The 19,295-nt window shown below is 30.0% G+C and carries 20 protein-coding genes and 1 tRNA gene; 8 read left to right on the forward strand and 13 right to left on the reverse strand.

Translation table 11 applies throughout. From position 1 onward, the window contains the following. The first annotated feature begins 182 nt into the window (after positions 1–182). From CA_RS13270 to CA_RS13285, 3 genes are all read left to right on the forward strand, one after another. Positions 183–269: transfer RNA gene (locus CA_RS13270), tRNA-Leu, on the forward strand. A gap of 159 nt (positions 270–428) precedes the next feature. Beyond that, positions 429–1,046 (forward strand): LysE/ArgO family amino acid transporter, encoded by a 618-nt coding sequence (locus CA_RS13275; protein ID WP_010965883.1) that lies wholly within the window; start codon positions 429–431, stop codon positions 1,044–1,046. 736 nt (positions 1,047–1,782) lie between these two features. After that, positions 1,783–1,962: a hypothetical protein gene (locus tag CA_RS13285; protein ID WP_010965884.1), complete on the forward strand. Its 180-nt coding sequence runs from the start codon at positions 1,783–1,785 to the stop codon at positions 1,960–1,962. A gap of 146 nt (positions 1,963–2,108) precedes the next feature. On the opposite strand, the gene CA_RS13290 is transcribed toward CA_RS13285, so the two are convergent. Then, positions 2,109–3,554 carry an FAD-dependent oxidoreductase gene (locus CA_RS13290; RefSeq protein ID WP_010965885.1) on the reverse strand — a complete coding sequence of 482 codons (1,446 nt, stop codon included), beginning with the start codon at positions 3,552–3,554 and terminating at the stop codon, positions 2,109–2,111. A gap of 243 nt (positions 3,555–3,797) precedes the next feature. Further along, positions 3,798–4,262: a hypothetical protein gene (locus CA_RS13295; RefSeq protein ID WP_010965886.1), complete on the reverse strand. Its 465-nt coding sequence runs from the start codon at positions 4,260–4,262 to the stop codon at positions 3,798–3,800. A gap of 215 nt (positions 4,263–4,477) precedes the next feature. Here CA_RS13295 and CA_RS13300 point away from each other — a divergent pair, with 215 nt between their 5' ends. Next, complete coding sequence (locus tag CA_RS13300) at positions 4,478–4,708, forward strand: DUF3892 domain-containing protein (protein WP_010965887.1); 231 nt, start codon at positions 4,478–4,480, stop codon at positions 4,706–4,708. A gap of 247 nt (positions 4,709–4,955) precedes the next feature. Here the strand turns inward: CA_RS13300 and CA_RS13305 are convergent, their stop codons facing one another. Both CA_RS13305 and CA_RS13310 read right to left on the reverse strand, forming a co-directional pair. Next, positions 4,956–5,183 carry a hypothetical protein gene (locus CA_RS13305; RefSeq protein WP_242663030.1) on the reverse strand — a complete coding sequence of 76 codons (228 nt, stop codon included), beginning with the start codon at positions 5,181–5,183 and terminating at the stop codon, positions 4,956–4,958. 135 nt (positions 5,184–5,318) lie between these two features. Beyond that, complete coding sequence (locus CA_RS13310) at positions 5,319–6,575, reverse strand: hypothetical protein (RefSeq protein ID WP_010965889.1); 1,257 nt, start codon at positions 6,573–6,575, stop codon at positions 5,319–5,321. Positions 6,576–6,758: 183 nt separating this feature from the next. On the opposite strand from CA_RS13310, the gene speD reads away from it, so the two are divergent. Together speD and speE are read left to right on the forward strand one after the other, a co-directional pair. After that, a complete protein-coding gene (speD, locus tag CA_RS13315) occupies positions 6,759–7,583 on the forward strand; it encodes an adenosylmethionine decarboxylase (protein WP_010965890.1) in 825 nt (274 codons plus the stop codon). Between the two features lie 18 nt (positions 7,584–7,601). Further along, positions 7,602–8,462: a polyamine aminopropyltransferase gene (speE, locus tag CA_RS13320; protein WP_010965891.1), complete on the forward strand. Its 861-nt coding sequence runs from the start codon at positions 7,602–7,604 to the stop codon at positions 8,460–8,462. 262 nt (positions 8,463–8,724) lie between these two features. Here the strand turns inward: speE and CA_RS13325 are convergent, their stop codons facing one another. Then, a complete protein-coding gene (locus CA_RS13325) occupies positions 8,725–9,171 on the reverse strand; it encodes a putative ABC transporter permease (protein ID WP_241393091.1) in 447 nt (148 codons plus the stop codon). Between the two features lie 680 nt (positions 9,172–9,851). On the opposite strand from CA_RS13325, the gene CA_RS13330 reads away from it, so the two are divergent. After that, positions 9,852–10,436 (forward strand): TetR/AcrR family transcriptional regulator, encoded by a 585-nt coding sequence (locus tag CA_RS13330; RefSeq protein WP_010965893.1) that lies wholly within the window; start codon positions 9,852–9,854, stop codon positions 10,434–10,436. 89 nt (positions 10,437–10,525) lie between these two features. On the opposite strand, the gene CA_RS13335 is transcribed toward CA_RS13330, so the two are convergent. Both CA_RS13335 and CA_RS13340 read right to left on the reverse strand, forming a co-directional pair. After that, complete coding sequence (locus CA_RS13335; protein ID WP_010965894.1) at positions 10,526–11,167, reverse strand: RpiB/LacA/LacB family sugar-phosphate isomerase; 642 nt, start codon at positions 11,165–11,167, stop codon at positions 10,526–10,528. A gap of 28 nt (positions 11,168–11,195) precedes the next feature. Then, positions 11,196–11,999 (reverse strand): gluconate 5-dehydrogenase, encoded by an 804-nt coding sequence (locus CA_RS13340; protein ID WP_010965895.1) that lies wholly within the window; start codon positions 11,997–11,999, stop codon positions 11,196–11,198. Between the two features lie 175 nt (positions 12,000–12,174). Here CA_RS13340 and CA_RS13345 point away from each other — a divergent pair, with 175 nt between their 5' ends. Beyond that, positions 12,175–13,029 carry a helix-turn-helix domain-containing protein gene (locus CA_RS13345; protein ID WP_010965896.1) on the forward strand — a complete coding sequence of 285 codons (855 nt, stop codon included), beginning with the start codon at positions 12,175–12,177 and terminating at the stop codon, positions 13,027–13,029. Between the two features lie 189 nt (positions 13,030–13,218). On the opposite strand, the gene CA_RS13350 is transcribed toward CA_RS13345, so the two are convergent. From CA_RS13350 to CA_RS20375, 6 genes are all read right to left on the reverse strand, one after another. Beyond that, positions 13,219–13,638 carry a cytidine deaminase gene (locus CA_RS13350; protein ID WP_010965897.1) on the reverse strand — a complete coding sequence of 140 codons (420 nt, stop codon included), beginning with the start codon at positions 13,636–13,638 and terminating at the stop codon, positions 13,219–13,221. A gap of 289 nt (positions 13,639–13,927) precedes the next feature. Continuing rightward, complete coding sequence (locus CA_RS13355; RefSeq protein ID WP_010965898.1) at positions 13,928–15,400, reverse strand: L-fucose/L-arabinose isomerase family protein; 1,473 nt, start codon at positions 15,398–15,400, stop codon at positions 13,928–13,930. A 15-nt stretch (positions 15,401–15,415) separates the two neighbouring features. Next, positions 15,416–16,039 carry a DUF4867 family protein gene (locus tag CA_RS13360; RefSeq protein ID WP_010965899.1) on the reverse strand — a complete coding sequence of 208 codons (624 nt, stop codon included), beginning with the start codon at positions 16,037–16,039 and terminating at the stop codon, positions 15,416–15,418. 158 nt (positions 16,040–16,197) lie between these two features. Continuing rightward, the gene (gene xylB / locus CA_RS13365) at positions 16,198–17,700 is read right to left on the reverse strand and encodes a xylulokinase (protein WP_010965900.1); all 1,503 of its coding nucleotides are present in this window, start codon (positions 17,698–17,700) and stop codon (positions 16,198–16,200) included. Between the two features lie 225 nt (positions 17,701–17,925). After that, positions 17,926–18,867 carry an ROK family glucokinase gene (locus tag CA_RS13370; protein ID WP_010965901.1) on the reverse strand — a complete coding sequence of 314 codons (942 nt, stop codon included), beginning with the start codon at positions 18,865–18,867 and terminating at the stop codon, positions 17,926–17,928. A gap of 235 nt (positions 18,868–19,102) precedes the next feature. Then, the gene (locus CA_RS20375) at positions 19,103–19,231 is read right to left on the reverse strand and encodes a hypothetical protein (RefSeq protein ID WP_278046019.1); all 129 of its coding nucleotides are present in this window, start codon (positions 19,229–19,231) and stop codon (positions 19,103–19,105) included. Positions 19,232–19,295: the final 64 nt, after the last annotated feature.

The raw sequence follows: 19,295 nt of genomic DNA on the forward strand, positions 1-19,295 counted from the left end.
TTTATTTAAAATATATTAATTGAATTTTAACATTGCTTTTATGATATTTATTTTACCAAGATTACGGATACTTTTTAATGTACCCTCTTACAATTTAAATTCCACTTATACATATACCTAACCTTGGCGAAAAAGTTCTTGACTATTAAGTGTATCTATGATATATTATTACATGTTGATGCGCCGAAGTGGTGGAATTGGCAGACGCAACGGACTCAAAATCCGTCGGTAGCAATACCATGCGGGTTCGACTCCCGCCTCCGGCACCAAGAATTTTCAAGGCTTTAGAGAATAACCTGATTAAGTTCAGGTTATTCTCTAATTTGTTTTTTGGTCAACAATTGGTCAACATATACTAAAATTTATTAATATTAATATAAAAAATTAGGATTAAATAGTATTCCATTTTTAATGTAGGTGGTATAAAATTGAAACTCACATATATCTTACAGGGTTTTTTATTTGGTTTAGCATATGTTGCTCCAATAGGAATGCAAAACGCATATGTTATTAATACAGCGATTCATAAAAGTAGAAGTGTTACTCTAAAAACGGCTCTAATTACTATCTTTTTTGATATTACATTAGCATTAGCTTGTTTTTTTGGAGTTGGATTTTTTTTACAAAAATCTGTAATTTTAAAAGATATTATACTTACTTTAGGTTCTATTTGTGTTATATATATAGGATTATCATTAATTAAATCTGTTCCTGATGAATTGCAGGAAACAAAAATAAATGAATCTATTTTAAAAATATCATTACAATGCCTAATTGTAACATGGTTTAATCCTCAAGCTATAATTGATGGAACTTTACTACTTGGAGGAATACGATCAACATTAGTAGATAATATTTCAAACTTTTTTATATTAGGAACTGCTATAGCATCTATTACATGGTTTTTATCGCTTTCAACAATTGTTTCTATTAACAAAAATAGATTTAATAAAAAGGTTTTAAGAATTATAAATTTAATCTGTGGTTTTATTATATTATTATATGGAGTGAATTTAGCATATAGCTTAATTATTCATTTCCTTTAAAATATAATACACTAAATATACAGTTCAACACACAAAATACAATGTGTGTTGAACTGTATATTTTATGTAAAATTATAAATAATAAAAAGCATATAGACAAATAGACTTATATTCCCTGTCCAAAAATCGAATAGTATAGAAAGGGCTGTTACAAAACTAAAAAAATAGTTTTGTAACAGCCCCATTACTTATATATTAATTATTTTACGACGCTCTTAATTAAAGTAAGTTTATTAGTAAACTCCGTATTATGTTAATTCTGTATTATTAGCCCGGCATCTTTTAGAATTCCTTTGTGATCTTTAATTATTGTATCCACTTTAACACCCTTCTTTTTTAAAGCAGTACCTCGCCCATATATGCCATCAAACTGTATGCCCATATTGTATTGAATAATACGAGTAGATATCCTATTTACATACGGTCTATCACATAAAGGTTTATTATATATTTGCTGAATTGATTTATACTTTGCTAACCCTAAAACATAGGCTTATCTTAAATAGACAAAGCGTAATAAAATAAGCCAATAATTAAAAAAGCTTTGGTGCCATTACCAAGTTTTTTCTTATATTATTTAATAAATTTTTTTAATAAAACCACTGTAAATCCTTTTATTAATACCCTCTTAACTAGTCTGCTGAATTTTAAAACTTACAACAAAATAATACGAATAATACCTACGTAAATAGAACACAATAGATAGTAAGCTAAAGGTTAGGAGGTGTAATATACTATGGCTAATAATCTATGGAAAGATCAAGTTGGTCAGCAGCTTCAAGTAGCAAATCAACAAATTACTCTTTGCCAAAGAGAGATTCAGCATGACATGGACTCACCTAAAGAACAATTATTTTTACAAAACGCTTTAGGTGCAGTATCAAAAGCATGGCAAATAATTGAATCTAACGACTAACATTTATTATATTCAATTATTTGTAAATATTATTCTAAAACACTCCGGCTTTTAGTACCTAGAGTGTTTTAGTTTTATTTAATAAAGCTGTATTCTTATCCTCTCTACACTAAACAATTTCATAAATTCCAATTTACTTTAAAGAACTATATTTCATCTAGATCCTTATTAGTAGGACTTTCTATCCATTTTCCCTTATAATCATATCTTGAACCATGACAAGGACATTCCCAAATTAATTCATCAGCATTCCACTTAAGCTCACATCCTAAATGGGCACACTTTGTTGATACTGCATACACCTTTCCATCCTTATCCTTATAAACTCCAGCTTTTTCACCGTTATATTCTACAATTCCTCCATGGCCGTTTTGAATATCTTTTAGTTTTTCTTCCGGAATATCTATCCTTTGTGCTATGAAATTTTTCGCTGTTACCACCATATCATTTGCTGCATTTTTCATAGCTGCTGTTATATTAAGTCTTTTAGGTGAAAATATCTTTGAAAAGTCATTTTCCTTTCCAAGAATCATATCGCTTATTATCATGGCTGCCACCATAGAACTTGTCATTCCCCATTTTTTGAATCCTGTCTCAACATAAATATCAGACGTTTTAGAAGAATAGTAACCTATGTATGGTATATTGTCTAAAGGTATACAATCTTGCGCAGACCAATGATATCTTTCTATTGAATTTGGATAAAATTGCTTAGCTGCCTTTCTTAATTCCTCATAAGCTCCACCTTGTTCATTTTCACCAGTTCTACGTGCTGCACCTCCTAATATTAATAAATCCTTATAATTTCTTAAAGAGTATCCGTTTTTATCAATTCCCTTATACATACCATTTACATTTTGTGCATTTTCCAAAGCTATAACATAGGATCTTTCTTGATGCATTCTCATAAAATAATAACCTGGCGTATTTAAAAATGGATAATGAGTTGCCATTACTATTTTATTTGCTTTTATTTTTATATTATTTTTTGTAACTACAGTATTATCTTCAGTAATATCAAGTGCTGTTGTATTTTCATAAATGGTTAACTTTTCTGAAATAGCTTTTAAGAACTTAAGAGGATTAAACTGTGCCTGATTATTAAATTTTAAAGCCTTTTTAACATTTACAGGAAGATTTACTTCATCTATTAACTCTGCTGCAATTCCTACTTTTTTTGCTGCATTATATTCATCTTCAAGTCCTTGAACGTTATCAAAGGAATACAAATATGCATCCTTCTTTTCATAGTCACAATCAATTCCTTCTTCATCAATTACCTCTTTATATTTTTTTATTGCAAGTTCATTAGCCTTAGCGTACTGCTTTGCAGCTTCTTCACCAAACTCTTTAATTAATTTATCATAAATTAAATCATGTTGGCTGGTTATTTTAGCTGTTGTATTCTTAGTAACTCCAGAAGCTATAGCTTTAGCATCAATTACAACAACCTCTCTACCACTTTTATTAAGCATATATGCTGTTAATATTCCAGCCATTCCGGCTCCAATAACAAGAATATCACAATTGATATTTTTATCTAAGGCCTCTCTTTTTTTAAACTTAATTTCCGAACTCCATACACTTTCCATACAATCACCTCATGTATAGTATTCCACTTTTTTATCTACCATACACAAATTTGTATTAATTATTAACCATATTCCGAATAGCATTTTATTATTCCTTGCAATACTTATCAAACCAATTTGATGAGCTATCCATTAGTTTAAGTAGGAAAAAAATTAGCTTCACTATTTTTGAATTAAAAATAGTGAAGCTATATAAATTATGTAATTATACTATATTTTTTACTCTTATTTTATTATAAAAAATTAAGGCAATACTATATCTATAAAATCACCAATTGAATTTTTATATGCGTCTTTTGCATTTACCATAATCCTGTGATTTCCAGATTTCAGATTGTTAAATATGATTTCATAGGAGGTTGTATCACTCTCAACATCGCATCCCCATGAATATATATCTTTATCATCAGTATTGTTGTTAACATCATAATCGCATAAATATTTTCCATCAACATATATACTCAAAGGTCCTAAATTATTAGTTTTATTCACCAAAATACAAGGATACTTAGTAGTTAAACTAATAGGATCAAACTCGTTTTGTTGATAATTATTAACTCTACCATAGTCTCCATATAAGGATTTATATGCAGAATTGACACCTAGTATTTTCATATTACAAACTTCTGCAAATGCAGCTTTACTTGGTATAAGTCCTACCACCACAAATAATGTAAAAATAGCAAATGTAATAATTTTTTTTCTCATAATATTATTCCTCCATTTATTATTTATAATAATATTTTACCATAAAATACATTATAATGAAAAAGCATTTTATGCATATACACTAATTTCAACATTCTGTTTTTATAGTATTTAATGATAGTAATTTTCTTTTTCTGCTATTTTTTAATAAGAATAGTACGTAATATTAATACGAATAATATTAGTACAATAAATATTATTTGTGAGGTGTTAATATGAATGATAAATCTAAAGTTATAAAGGTAAAGAAAAATTCCGAGGGTGATATAACCGATGTAATGCTTGAAAATGGAAATGTGTATTCAATAGATGAGGCAATAACAATGGCAAAAGATCATTTAATAGATGGTGTAAACGTTGCTAAGGCACGAAGTGGAAGGGAATATTTAAGAAGCAATCCCAATGGAGATGAAGGAGATAATTTAGATAATAAACCAACTTTTTAAAGCTTTGTAACTTGCTACTTTTAAAGCCACTAAAAATATGTTTTACTAGTAATCAATTTTGATAAAGTATACGGTAGATTATTAATTATGCATGAAGAACTACTTACTAAATAAAAAATTCAATATATTAAGAATACCTGTTCTTAAAGGCATTCTTAATATATATTTTTTAAAACTTATCATAAAAAATAATTTTACATACAAAAATTTGATACATTCTCTTTAGGTTTTTATGCATTATTTCTATCTAATAAGTAAACCTCTCTATAATTGATATTATCAATTCATTAATTTGATTAGTTTTATACGGTGAAATTGCATTTAATATAGCTGGTGACATAGGTATCAATGTATTAACGAAATGATAAACCATATCTCTTTTTTTTGACATTAGAATAGTACTTCTGGTGTAAAACTCATATAACTTTTGCAGGTTATCATACTGAGTTGGTTTATAAATAAAGTAAATCTTCACAAAATACCCCCAAAATTTCATGCTAGATATAATACTTCATTAATACTAAAATATTATCCTTAGATCATATTATGAATGATTCCTGTAAAAATACGGTAATAGTTTTACTGTATAATATCAATGCTTATTACTATACTATTTGTAATCAAGTTTTCTAACTCCAAGAGCATTATTTTTCCAAAGAATATCTTTAACCATTTCTACCTTACTATCATCACATTCTATAATAAGGACAACTTCTGATCTTTCACTACACTTTTGTTCATCTCTGTATTTTCGGGTTACAATTAGCTTAATTACAAATCCTACACATGAGCATGATACTATACCAATTAGTCCCCATAATATTGGTCCCCACTTCAAAACAAATCCATATATACTTCCAAATATTCCACCTATAACCGCAAGTATAGACGGTAAATCAAATAAGCTCAAACCGTCTGAACTTTGAATACTATCAAATAGCATTCTTTCCTCTCCTTTTTTATCCATAGGTATAGACATTATTCTCTCTTTCTTAATACCTTTCATTTCAATTGCCGTAATAGCTAATTCTAAATACACCGAATGTTCAAAAGTAGAAATAACGTACATCTTATCCCCTCTTATATTATCTTTCAATGGCATTACAAAGTTTGGATCTTGGTACTCACTTTCTAAAAATTTGGCTTGTTCCCAATCATATAGTTTATTATTTTCAACTGTATTCACATAAGCATCATATATTGAAAAAAAATATATTGATGGTATATTTAAAAACCACTGAATATTTAATACCATTTTTGCTTTTCCAAAGTTACCTAGTAATGTATAGTAGACAGATACCATAAATTTAGACTCATAACATACAAAAATCCATGCTGATACAACGAAGACAGCTGTAATAAGTCTATGAATATAAAGCTGACCAGAACCTGGCGTTAATATTGACCATACCACTGAAACCCATGGGTTTCTCTTATCTAAATAATTTATTTCTAATGTATCGATTTTAAATGATTTAATATCTTTAGCTTCCCTTGCTGCTAATATATATGAATGATTTATATCTATAGTTGTTCTGTAACTATCCCATATTGAAAAAATGTATGTTGGAATATAAAAAAATACCCATCTTATATCTGCAATTTGCTTTACTTTATTAAAATCTCCTATAAATGAATAAAATATTAGAAGATTTATATGTGATTTGTAATTTATAAGTAGCTCCCAACCAAATAGTAAAAATCCTCGTAAATACTTTGATAGTAATAAATGCCCCATTCCTGGAAATGCTACTGACCAAGCAGCAATCACAAAAGGATTTCTTAAATGCAGCTGTGTTGTTCCTAATACGCTGAGGTATGCAACTGTTCTTCTTGCATAAGACTTACCATTCTTCAAACCATTCATGTCTAACTCCTTTTAAAATACGTTCCTATATATTATTAACATATTTTTTATAACTAAACCTTATTTTTAACCATACAAAAATATTGATTTAAAGTAAATTGATTATTAAATATTGTAGTAATATTCTTACTATGGTGATATAATAATACCGATTTATTTATTAGGAGGGGTTGGGTAAATATAATGAAAGTAAACATTGATAATAAAATAAAGCTTCATGGTTTCAATAATTTAACTAAAACATTATCATTTAATATGTATGATATATGTTATGCAAAATCAGCAGAAGATAGAGAAGCCTACATCTCTTATATAGATGAGCAATATAATGCGGATCGTCTTACAGAAATTCTCACAAACGTCACTGAAATTATAGGTGCCAATATTTTAAATATTGCAAAACAAGACTATGACCCTCAAGGTGCTAGTGTTACTATTCTTGTATGCGAAAATCCCATAGAAGAAGAACGTAAGGAAGCCTTGGTAAAAGAAACTCCTGGTCCTCTTCCTGAAATCGTACTTGCCCATTTAGATAAAAGTCATATTACAGTGCACACCTACCCTGAATATCATCCTGATGAAGGTATTTGCACTTTCAGGGCTGATATAGACGTATCAACCTGTGGAATGATATCTCCTTTAAGAGCTTTAAATTATTTAGTTCACTCTTTCGAAGCTGATATTATGACTATGGACTATAGGGTACGTGGTTTTACTAGAGATATTACTGGTCGTAAATTATTTATTGATCATAAAATCAACTCCATTCAAAACTACATACCAAGTAATATAAAAACCAAATATAATATGATTGATGTAAATGTTTACCAAGAAAATATTTTTCATACAAAATGTAGGCTAAAGCAATTCGACCTAGATAACTACCTATTTGGATATACTAAAAAAGATTTGTATCCAAAAGAAAGAAAGAAAATAACTCATAAGCTAAAAAAAGAAATGGATGAAATATTCTATGGAAAAAACTTTGATGAAGTATATTATAAATAAATGCAACGGAGGAATATTATGTTAGATCTTTGGTATTCAGAAAGTCATGCAGATGACACAAAATTTTCAATAAGAGTAAAGGAACATTTATACAGTGAAAAAACACCTTTTCAGCAAATAGATTTTTTTAAAAGTGAAACTTTTGGAACCTTTTTTACACTTGATGGCTACATAATGATGACTGAAAAAGATGAATTTATATATCATGAAATGATTACTCACGTTCCAATGGCTGTTAATCCTAAGATAAAAAAAGTTTTAATAGTTGGTGGCGGTGATGGAGGAACTTCAAGAGAAATTTTAAGATACAACACTATAGAAAAAGTAGATATGGTTGAAATCGATGAAAGAGTTGTACGACTTTGTCAAAAATATTTAACCCAAACTTCCTGCAAACTTGATAATGACTCTAGACTTACTATGCATTTTGAGGATGGTAAGGAATTTGTTAAAAGAGCTGAAACTGGTTTTTACGACTTGATTCTTGTAGATTCAACAGATCCTATTGGCCCTGGCGAAGGTCTATTTACTAATGAATTCTATAGAGACTGCGAAAGAATTCTTAGTGATGATGGAATTTTAATAAATCAGCATGAAAGCCCATATTATAAGGATTACTGCCATGAAATGAAGAGAGCTCACAGTAAAATAAAAGATAAATTTCCTATTTCAATGGTTTATCAATTTCATATGCCAACTTATGCCTCTGGGCACTGGCTGTTTGGCTTTGCATCCAAAAAATATCATCCTTTAAATAATTTAAACGCTGATAGTTGGAATAGTCTTGGACTTAAAACAAAGTACTATAATACAAACTTACATAAAGGTGCATTTGCACTTCCAAACTACGTTATTGATGAGTTAGAAAAAACTGAGTAAAGAAAAAGCTTATCCATTAGTATATATTTTAATGGATAAGCTTTTCTTATATACTATTTATGTTTAGGATATAATAATGGCACCCCTCTTACTGTAAAACTGTCTACCAATAAGTGTGATAAATAAAACCCCTCATATATTTTTTTGCCTTTACAAGGCTTAAATACTTATACTTAAGTTTATTTTTTATTGTTTATTTCTTTCAACGAACTTGCAATATAAATTTGCTAATTATATAAATTAAATCACCAAAGAATTTCTTTCATCTAAGCGTAACCAACTTCACCAAATACATAATTAGGCTTGGAGGTCTATCATCCCCATAAAAGTAGCAGGAAAGTACATCATCAAGCCAAATTATTAATATTGGAAGCACATACCACCATATGCAATTCTTAAGCTCTATTTGTCCCATAAAATTAAATCTGTCTTTACTATAATCCCAAAGATGTAAACCTAAATATAAATTAAAGAATATACCTGAAAATAATTCTACTAAAGTTATAGTAGTTCCACCAATTAAGACTTGCTTCCACATTTTTAAATTATAATACCCTGGCCTATCATTTAGCCCTCCTATAATAACGCCGCATAAACCACCAACCAAAAACATCCACAGACTTGTAAATCCCATAAGTGAAAGTGGTTTAATCCCCTCATATCCTACTAATTGTTGGCCATGAGCTCTTGCAAGAACTTCCACATCCATATAAATGCCTCCAAATATTAAAAAGTGAATTATTTTGTTTTTTAAATATTTCATTTTAGATCTCCTTTAATCTTGTAATATTCTATGCTTCCAATTAAAATACCTAAAGTAAACACTCTCTTATATCATATATTTTCCGAACTAACTATATTCACCCTTTGATGCATTATTTCATGTACTAAGCATAATACATATTAATTAATTGAAGATTTGGATTTGCTCCCTTAAATTACTTCCTTACATTTTTATTACTTTACTAAAATAACTACTATTCCCATTCTTCTTTTATGTAATAAAAAAAGAGCTCTTTTAATACAAGCTCTTTTCCATAATTTTTTAGTTTTCAAACTTTTGACAATACCTATTGTAGCAGTTTTAAATAATGCAGATGTAGTAGAAAACTTAGCTATTTATTATATTTTAAACTCAACATAAAAAGAACCGACTCAAATTAAGTACGGTTCTTTTTATGTTTACATATTAAACTATTTTCTCAATCCACTTTCAATCTTCTATGTTTTTAATTATATATATCTATATGGCAATTCAATGAATAGATTCACCGAACAGTTATATTATATACTCATTATATCATTTTGTCAAATCTCGTCGAAATTTGACAAAATGATATAATGAAATATAATATATTTAGAATACCTTTTGGAGGAGAACCACACCATATGAACCCACTTACTAACCGTAAATTACAAGCACAAAATACCAAAAACAAAATTTATAAAGCTTCCATTGAACTGTTTGAAAAAAAAGGATATGAAAACTTAAAAATTAAAGATATATGTAAAGAAGCAGGTGTATCCATAGGTTCCTTTTATAATCATTTTGACTCTAAACACGCCATACTTATTGAAGTCCACAAAAAAGCTGATGAATATTTTAAAACCGAAGTTAAAGATAACATTATTAGCACTAACGGAATTGATAAAATTATAGAATTTTTTGATTACTATTCAATATATAATGATTTTGTTGGTCTTGACACCTTAAAACAATTATACCACTCAGGAAACTATTTTTTTTCACAAAACGGAAGATACTTACAAGTACTACTACAAAAAATTATACTTGAAGGACAGGATAAAAAAGAAATAATCTCAACTATGACAACAGAAGAAATTTGTAATCATCTTTTTATTTCTGCTAGAGGTGTATGCTATGATTGGTGCATTAATGATGGTAGTTATGACCTAGTAGACTTTATGCACAAACATATTTCATTAATTGCTGAAAGCTTTAAAATAAATTAATTCCAACATTTGTTATAAAAAGAAGTAGGATTAATAAGATACTCCTACTTCTTTTACGTTAACGTTCACGATAACGTGTGCAAAACTTTCTATTTTCCTAATACACTTTCAACAAATTCCTTTATTTTATTACATTTACAGTTAGCATAGAAGTATTCTTTAAATTTTTCTCCGCTTATAGCTCCTTTTACCAGCTCTTGATCTATTCCCTTCAATATTGTTACAAGATCCTTAAAAGCTACTTTTCTGACCTCATCTAATATCTTTTTGTTTCTCTGTTCTGGAACCACTCTTTCTTTTGGATATCCTTGTCCGCTTTCTCCTTGGAACAGTTTCTCAAAAATATATTCTAAATTTAATTCTGCTCCCCATCCGAAACCTTTAGCAAATGGAATAGCAATTGCATTTCCATCATTAATTTGTGAAAACATAAATGCATCTGAAGGATCTACTACGTGTCCACATATTACTCCTGGAAAAGAATTTAAAGCAAGCATTGCTCCCTCTCCTGTGCCACATCCTGTTATTACATAGTCAGCTGCTCCTGAATTTAAAAGGATAGCTGCTAAAATACCATTTTGGACGTAAGTTAATTGTATCTTATCTTCTGCTGTATACATTCCATAATTAAATACTTGATGTCCTTTTGGTTCTACTACTTTCTTTAAAGTATCAAATATAAGCTGATTTTTTCCAGCTTGGCTATTTTCGTTAATTAAAGCTATTTTCATTTCCATCTTCTCCTATATTATATTTTTATTATTGCGGTTGTTTTCCAATGTAAGCTAAAATTCCACCATCTACATATAAAACATGTCCATTTACAAAGTTTGAGGCATCAGATGCTAAGAATACAGCTGGTCCCATCAAATCCTCTGGTGTTCCCCAACGTGCTGCTGGAGTTTTTGCAATTATAAATTGATCAAACGGATGTTTTGAACCATCTGCTTGAAGTTCCCTAAGTGGCGCAGTTTGTGGTGTAGCTATATATCCAGGTCCTATTCCGTTACATTGGATATTATGTTCACCATATTCAGATGCGATGTTTCTTGTTAGCATCTTAAGTCCACCTTTAGCAGCTGCATATGCAGAAACAGTTTCTCTTCCAAGTTCACTCATCATTGAACATATATTTATTATTTTTCCGTGTCCTTTTTTAATCATTCCAGGTATTACAGCTTTAGATACTATAAATGGTGCATTTAAATCAACATCTATAACCTTTCTAAAATCTTCTGCTTTCATTTCAAGCATTGGAATACGTTTGATTATTCCTGCATTATTTACAAGAATATCTATTAATCCAACTTCTTTTTCTACTTTTTTAACAAATCCATTTACCTTATCTTCGTCTGTAACATCACATACATAGCCATGTGCTTTTATTCCTTCTGCCTCGTATGCCTTTAGTCCTTTATCAACTAAATCTTGGTTAATATCATTGAATACTATTGTTGCTCCTGCATTTGCATAGGATCTTGCAATAGCAAATCCAATACCATATGATGCACCGGTTACTAATGCAATTTTACCTTCCAATGAAAAATCCTTAAGTATATTCATGAAATTCCTCCTCCTTGAATGATAATATTTTTACACATTACAATTATACTATTATATTTTAGCTGTTTCTTGTTATATTTTTTTTAAAATGTTGCAAATCTTGAAGTAATAACTATAATAAAATTAGAAGTATATTAATTTCAAGGTAAAGTTTTATTTGAAATAAGGTGATAATATGAAACTATTTACCTCCTGTAAGGAATCTGTTAAAAATTCTATAGATACGAAATACTTCTCAATAGCACATTTGCATAGTGAAGAAGAAACAATGTCTATTCATATACATGATTGTTACGAAATTTACTATTCAATCTCTGGAGAAAATCAATTTTTAATAGATAATAAGCTATATTATATCAATCCTGGAAATTTATTTGCTGTAAATGAATTTGAAAGTCACTATGTATCCCAAGTAAATAATTCAACTCATGAGAGAATAGTTATTTCGATACATCCCGACTTCTTAAAATCCTTATGCACCTCTAAAACAAATTTAACCTACTGCTTTAAACACAGAGGAAGTAACTTCTGCCATAAAGTTTCATTAAACAAAGAGCAGCAAAGCCGATTCATGTACTTTATAAACAAAATTATAGGAAGCCATGGTTTTGGTGCTGACATGATTGAATATGCAAGTTTTATAGAATTAATGATATTTTTAACCAGCTTATTCATAAACAATGGGGAATCTCTTACTCCTATTTATAAATATAGCAACCAAATTGAGGAAATAATTAGATATATAAATGACAATGTTACAAATGACATTACTGTAAAACATCTAGCTGAGCACTTTTTCTTAAGTGAATCATATATTTGTAGAATTTTTAAGTTATCAACCGGAACTACTATAAATAAGTATATCACTGCTAGAAGAATATCAATGGCAAAAGCTCTTTTATCAAATGGATCAAGTATTAATGATGTCTATGTTAAGTGCGGCTTTAATGACTATAGTAATTTTTTAAAATCCTTTAAGAAAGCTGTTGGAATATCTCCAAAAAAATACTCTACTTTTAGTACATCTTAAAACAAAAGAAGTCTTACAAAGACCAACGGTTTCCGTTTTGAGGTGCAGAACAAAAATATCTCATAAATAATAACATAAAAACAGCATTAATATTCACGCATATTAATGCTGTTTTTATTCGCTATTTAAGCGGAAGGCGGAGTAAAATTTATTCGCTATTTAAGCGGAAGGCGGAGTAAAATTTATTTACTATCTACTATATTTTAGTGGAAGCAACTCCGAAATTTTACACTTAACAACTTTGTTTTTATAAGGAATTATAACATTAACATCTTGACAGTAATCGCTTATTAGTTCTCGGCACATTCCACATGGTGTTACAACTTTAATTATTTTATCTAATTCATCTGGAGCAGGATGTCTAACGGCTACAATAGTTTCAAATTCCTTTATACCTTCTGATATTGCTTTTCCTATTGCAATCGCTTCAGCACATACTGTAACTCTCCCAATGTATGCTTCGATATGCACAGCAGTTATTATTTTTCCTTCTTTAGTTCTAATTGCACACCCAATATGGTGTTTATCAGTTTCATATAAATCATTGATAATATTTTCTGCTTCAACAATTAACTCCGTATCTTTTTCATCAATTTCAAATATATTCATTAGTTTTCCTCCAATCAAAATAAGTTTATCATGAATTGCAATTATTTACTATTATTATCTATGAAATACTAATGCAATACCAATATTCGGAATAGATATACCTTTTTCACTACTAAGGACCAGATACAATAGATCTTTCAAGAATAGGGACTCTCCTTCATATCTGATTAAAATATGGACATAAAAATCACTTGTGATTTTTATGGTAAATCACAAGTGACTTATGATGTTAATTATTAAATTTGCACCTCAAAACGGAAGCCGTTTGGCAAAGACCAGATCTCTTTTATTACTCAAAAGGATTTTCTGTTTTATATAGCATTTCCTTTGGCCTATTAAAACCTACCTCTTTAACTCCCAAATATCTAAACAAATTATAAATTGCTTTACCAAAATGTCCAAATGCAACTGCACCATGGTGTGGGAATCTATTTTCAATTAGTACATGGCGGTAAAATCTCCCCATTTGAGGAATTGCAAATACTCCAATAGATCCAAAAGAGCGTGTCTTAACAGGTAAAACCTCTCCTTCTGCTACATAGGCTGTTAACTCACTATCTGCATTACTTTGTAGACGGAAGAAAGTGATTTCTCCTGGTACAATATCTCCCTCTAACGTTCCTCTAGTTATATTAGGCTCTTGATTTGGCTCAAGAGCTCTTGCCATAATCATTTGATTTTTCATAGTTCCGCTTGTTAATTTACATGCTGCTGTGTTTCCACAGTGAAAACCCATGAAGGTATCCTTTAACGTATAGTTAAATTTGCTTTTAATTTCTGATTCATACATATCTTTTGGTACTGTGTTATTAATATCAAGTAAGGTTACAACATCTTGACTTACACATGTTCCAATGTATTCACTTAAAGCTCCATAAATGTCAACCTCACAAGATACTGGAATTCCTCTAGCCGTTAGTCTACTGTTTACATAGCAAGGCACACATCCAAATTGTGTTTGAAACGCTGGCCAGCATTTATTTGCAAACACAACATATTCTCTTGATCCTTTATGCTCCTCTGCCCAATCTAGTAATGTAAGTTCATATTGAGCAAGCTTTGGCAAAATACCAGGCATTTTATTGCCCTCACCTAACTCTTCCTCCATGTCTTTTACTACATCTGGAATTCTAGAATCGTTTTCATGTTCATTAAATGAGGCAAACAAATCAAGCTCCGAATTTTCCTCTATTTCAACACCTAAATTATATAACTGCTTAATAGGAGCATTGCAAGCTAGGAAATCCTGAGGTCTTGGCCCAAAAGAAATAATCTTTAAATTCTTTAATCCAATTAATGCAGTAGCAACCGGTACAAATTCATTAATCATATTTGCAACATCTGAAGCTGTTCCCACTGGATATTCAGGAATATAAGCATTTATGTTTCTAAGTGCTAAATTATAGCTTGCATTTAGCATTCCACAATAAGCATCTCCACGTCCATTAACTAGATTGTCTCCTCTCTCTTCTGCTGCGGCTGCAAACATAACTGGTCCATCAAATTCTTTAGCAATTAAAGTTTCTGGAGTTTCTGGTCCAAAGTTACCTAAATATACTACTAGTGCATTTACACCTGCACTTTTCACTTCTTTTAAAGCTTTTCTCATATCTTTTTCATTTTCAACAGTTGTTAAGCACTCGAAGATTTCTCCATTGTAAGCATCTACTACTGCCTTTCTTCTATTCTCTGATAATTCCATTGGAAAGCAGTCTCTACTTACTGCAACAATTCCTAATTTTAATTTTGGTGTATTATTCATTTTAATTCCTCCATTTTATTTTATTGAAATATTTTTACCTATTAATCCTATAAATGCTCCTTCTTTATCTAGGTTAGTATCCTTATGGGCAATTAACCATTTGTTTTTAGCAAAAAGTAGAGCATCTTCACCAGTTTTTTTATACTCTTTTTCTAAAGGCAAATTTGTATCTCTTGGCAAAACCACAACACATCTGAATCCCCCTTCATTTACATTGCAAGGTGCATAGTGAAGAGTAGTTGCATAAACCTCAATAGCAGTACCAGCTGGAACTTTAAATGCTTTAATTTTAGAAGTACTATATGAGTAATCTTCTTCAATATCATCTCTAGAGCCTAAAAGTAGTATGAAATCTGTTACTGCTATATTTATTTCAGATGAACGATGATATTCGACTGCATTTAATAAATAATTGTTACCATTGCAGTATCCTACTTGTATTGGAAGCTCTCCATATTCTCTTTCCTTTAATTCCTTTGCAATATCAAGCTCTTCAAGTTCTTTAATTGATGGTTCATATACTACATCACCTGGAAGTGGTGTAGATTTCATTTTTTCTATTATCTCTGTACAATCATAATCTCTTAATATCTTGCCATATTTTTTGAACTCCTTGTCTGTAACACTTTTAATTACCATATTCTCACACTCCCCATATAATTTAAATTGGTTTTATTTAAAAAATATCTTACCAATATGATTTAAACTTCTCTAATAAATATATGTTTTTAAAGTTTGTTTAATAAGTTTTTTAGATAATCTACTCTTTAAATAAAAGCGCTCCTACTTTTAACTATTTATATATCTTTTATTTTAGGATAAGCTGAATTATATACCTCATATACCTTTGAATATACTTCTATTAAATTTGCATTTGGCATAACCTTTTCGTTTCCTTTTACTATTTTGTCACAAGCCTCTTCCACGGAATTATATATTCCTGCACCAACTCCTGCAAGTATTGCTACGCCAAGTGCTGGTCCTTCTGATGCCTTTACTGTTGTAAGCTCATAGTTAAATATATCTGACAATATTTGTCTCCATATGCTGCTTTCTGCACCTCCACCACTTACTCGTATTTCCTCAATATTAACCTTCATATTCTCAATAATATCGAGACAATTCTTTAAACTAAAGCCTACTCCTTCTAATATACTACGCACAAAATCATTGTGGTTATTTATAAGTGATATACCTAAAAAAGCTCCTTTTACATTTGGATCTATGTGCGGTGTTCTTTCACCCATAAGGTATGGCAAATAAATTATCCCATTAGAACCAGGCTTTGATTGTGATGCTTTTTCGGTCAATAAATCATAAATATTAATTCCAGCCTCTTTACTTTCTAAAATTTCTTTTGCACAAAATGTCCTTTTAAACCAATTTAATGATAAGCCTGCTCCCTGAGTAACTCCCATTATATGCCACTTATTAGGCACTGCATGACAAAGAGTATGAACTCTTCCCTTACTATCAAATCTAGGCGTATCTGTAGCCGCAAATACTACTCCAGAAGTTCCTATCACTGTTGATATTAAACCTTCTCTAACGATTCCATTCCCTATAGCTCCAGCTGCTTGATCTCCTGCCCCACCTACAACGGGAGTGTTAACTGCTAACTTAGTCTCTTTTGAAGCTTTTTCTATAACGCATCCACTAACAACAACTGATTCATATACATCAGGTAATATGTTCTTATCTATTCTTAAGTCATCTAAAAGTTCTTCACTCCAATTTCTAGTATTTATATCTAACATCTGAGTACCACTAGCATCTGAAACTTCGGCAGCAAAAACTCCAGTAAGTTTAAATCTTATATAATCCTTAGGAAGAAGAACCTTATATATTCTCTTATAATTGTCTGGTTCATTATTCCTAACCCATAATAGTTTTGAAAGGGTGAAACCCGTTAATGCAGGATTGCCTGTTATCCTAATTAATTTTTCTTTTCCTATGGTATCTGTAATCTGAGTACATTCCTTTTCTGTTCTCTGATCACACCAAATTATGGAGTTTCTAATTACTTTGTACTCTTTGTCAATCAAAACAAGTCCATGCATTTGTCCACTTATACCAATTCCTTTAATATCTAAAGGATCAATTTTACTTTTTTCAATTACTTCTCTTATACCTTTAACACAAGCTGTCCACCAATTTTCAGGATTTTGTTCTGCCCATCCAACCTGTGGTTGAAATAACTCATACTCATGCGTTGAAGTTTTTATTGTATTTCCACATTCATCAAACAAAGCTGTCTTGGTTCCTGATGTTCCAACGTCTATACCTAATAAATACCTCACAATCAAACCCCCTTAATTTTAAATAACTTTTTAAATATCCTTTAATAAGTCTATTTTACTTTTTTTACCTCCTACAGTCAATATGTTTTTGTAAACTTTTTCATTTTATTTATATAATGGCTTATATGGCACTGCATTTCACATAAAAATTGTAATAAAAAAAACTGCCCTTAAATTTTCGAGCAGTCTTTTTTATTCACATTCTACACATAAAATATATAATTATTATATCTCTAATACTAATTTTACTCCGCCGTAAATTCCTGCATCATTTCCAAGCCTTGCAAGCTCAAACTTAGTTCCTTCACATGCATGAAATGCCTTTTCAATGAAATTTTTCTGAATTACATTTATAAGAATCATTCCAGCCTTTGATACTCCTCCACCTACAACAAAAACCTCTGGGTCACTAACACATGAAACTGTGGCTAATGCATTACCTAATTTTTTTCCTAAAGCTTCAACAAGTTCATTAGCTAATTTATCTCCTTCTTTTGCAGCATCAAATATATCCTTTGAAGTAACCGTTTTAATTTCTCTCAAAGAGGAAGGTTCACTACTATTATTTAAAAGTTTTTTTGCTTCTCTTACAATTCCATTTGCTGAGGCATACTGTTCAAGACAGCCTGTCTTTCCACATCCACAAACATCTTTCTCATTTTCCTCTACTTTAATATGGCCTATTTCTCCACCTGCACCATTTGCTCCAGAAATTATATTGCCGTTAATTATAATTCCTCCGCCAACGCCTGTTCCAAGTGTAACCATAACAACATTTTTATAGCCTTTTCCTCCTCCCTGCCACATTTCGCCCAAAGCTGCTATATTAGCATCATTACCAGCCTTTACTGGAATATCTATCATTTCACTTAAAGTTTCTTCTACATTAAATATGCCCCATCCTAAGTTCACACATTTTAAAACGGTTCCATCGCTGCTAACTGGTCCTGGTACTCCAACTCCTACACCAATTACATCATTTCTATGTATTCCTTTTTCCTTCATCTTATCTTTTATTTCTTTTGATATATCACTTAATATATACTTTCCACTTTCCTCTTTTCTAGTAGGAATCTCCCACTTATCAAGTAAAGTGCCATCAACTCTGAATAGACCCATTTTTATTGTTGTTCCCCCAATGTCTATTCCAAATCCATATGTTCTCATTTAACATCCTCCTTATATAATAATGATATAGCATTAAAGCTTATCTTTTATAGTCATTTGTTTTAAAGTAGACCTACTTATAATATGCATAGCACTACATTTTAATTATATAATCAGCACTATATATAACAAATTAGATGGATTTTGCACAAAAGTTTAAGTTTAGCATATTTTCTAATAGATAAATCCTTTTCATATCTTAACTAATTCTCCTTATTTTACACTATTATGTATCTTATTGAAGAATAGCTTGGATATTTTTCCCACGATTTTCTAAAAAGTATGTTAAACTTCTAACAATAGTATACATATCATAAAACTCTTTAGCAACTAAATTTATAATTTTCTTATTAAGTAACATCATTTTACTTTTGTATTCCTCTTATTTTCTCTTTTTTTTCTTTATATATTATATCATTTATTGAGTT

This window comes from Clostridium acetobutylicum ATCC 824, assembly GCF_000008765.1.
Classification (GTDB): Bacteria; Bacillota; Clostridia; order Clostridiales; family Clostridiaceae; genus Clostridium_S; species Clostridium_S acetobutylicum.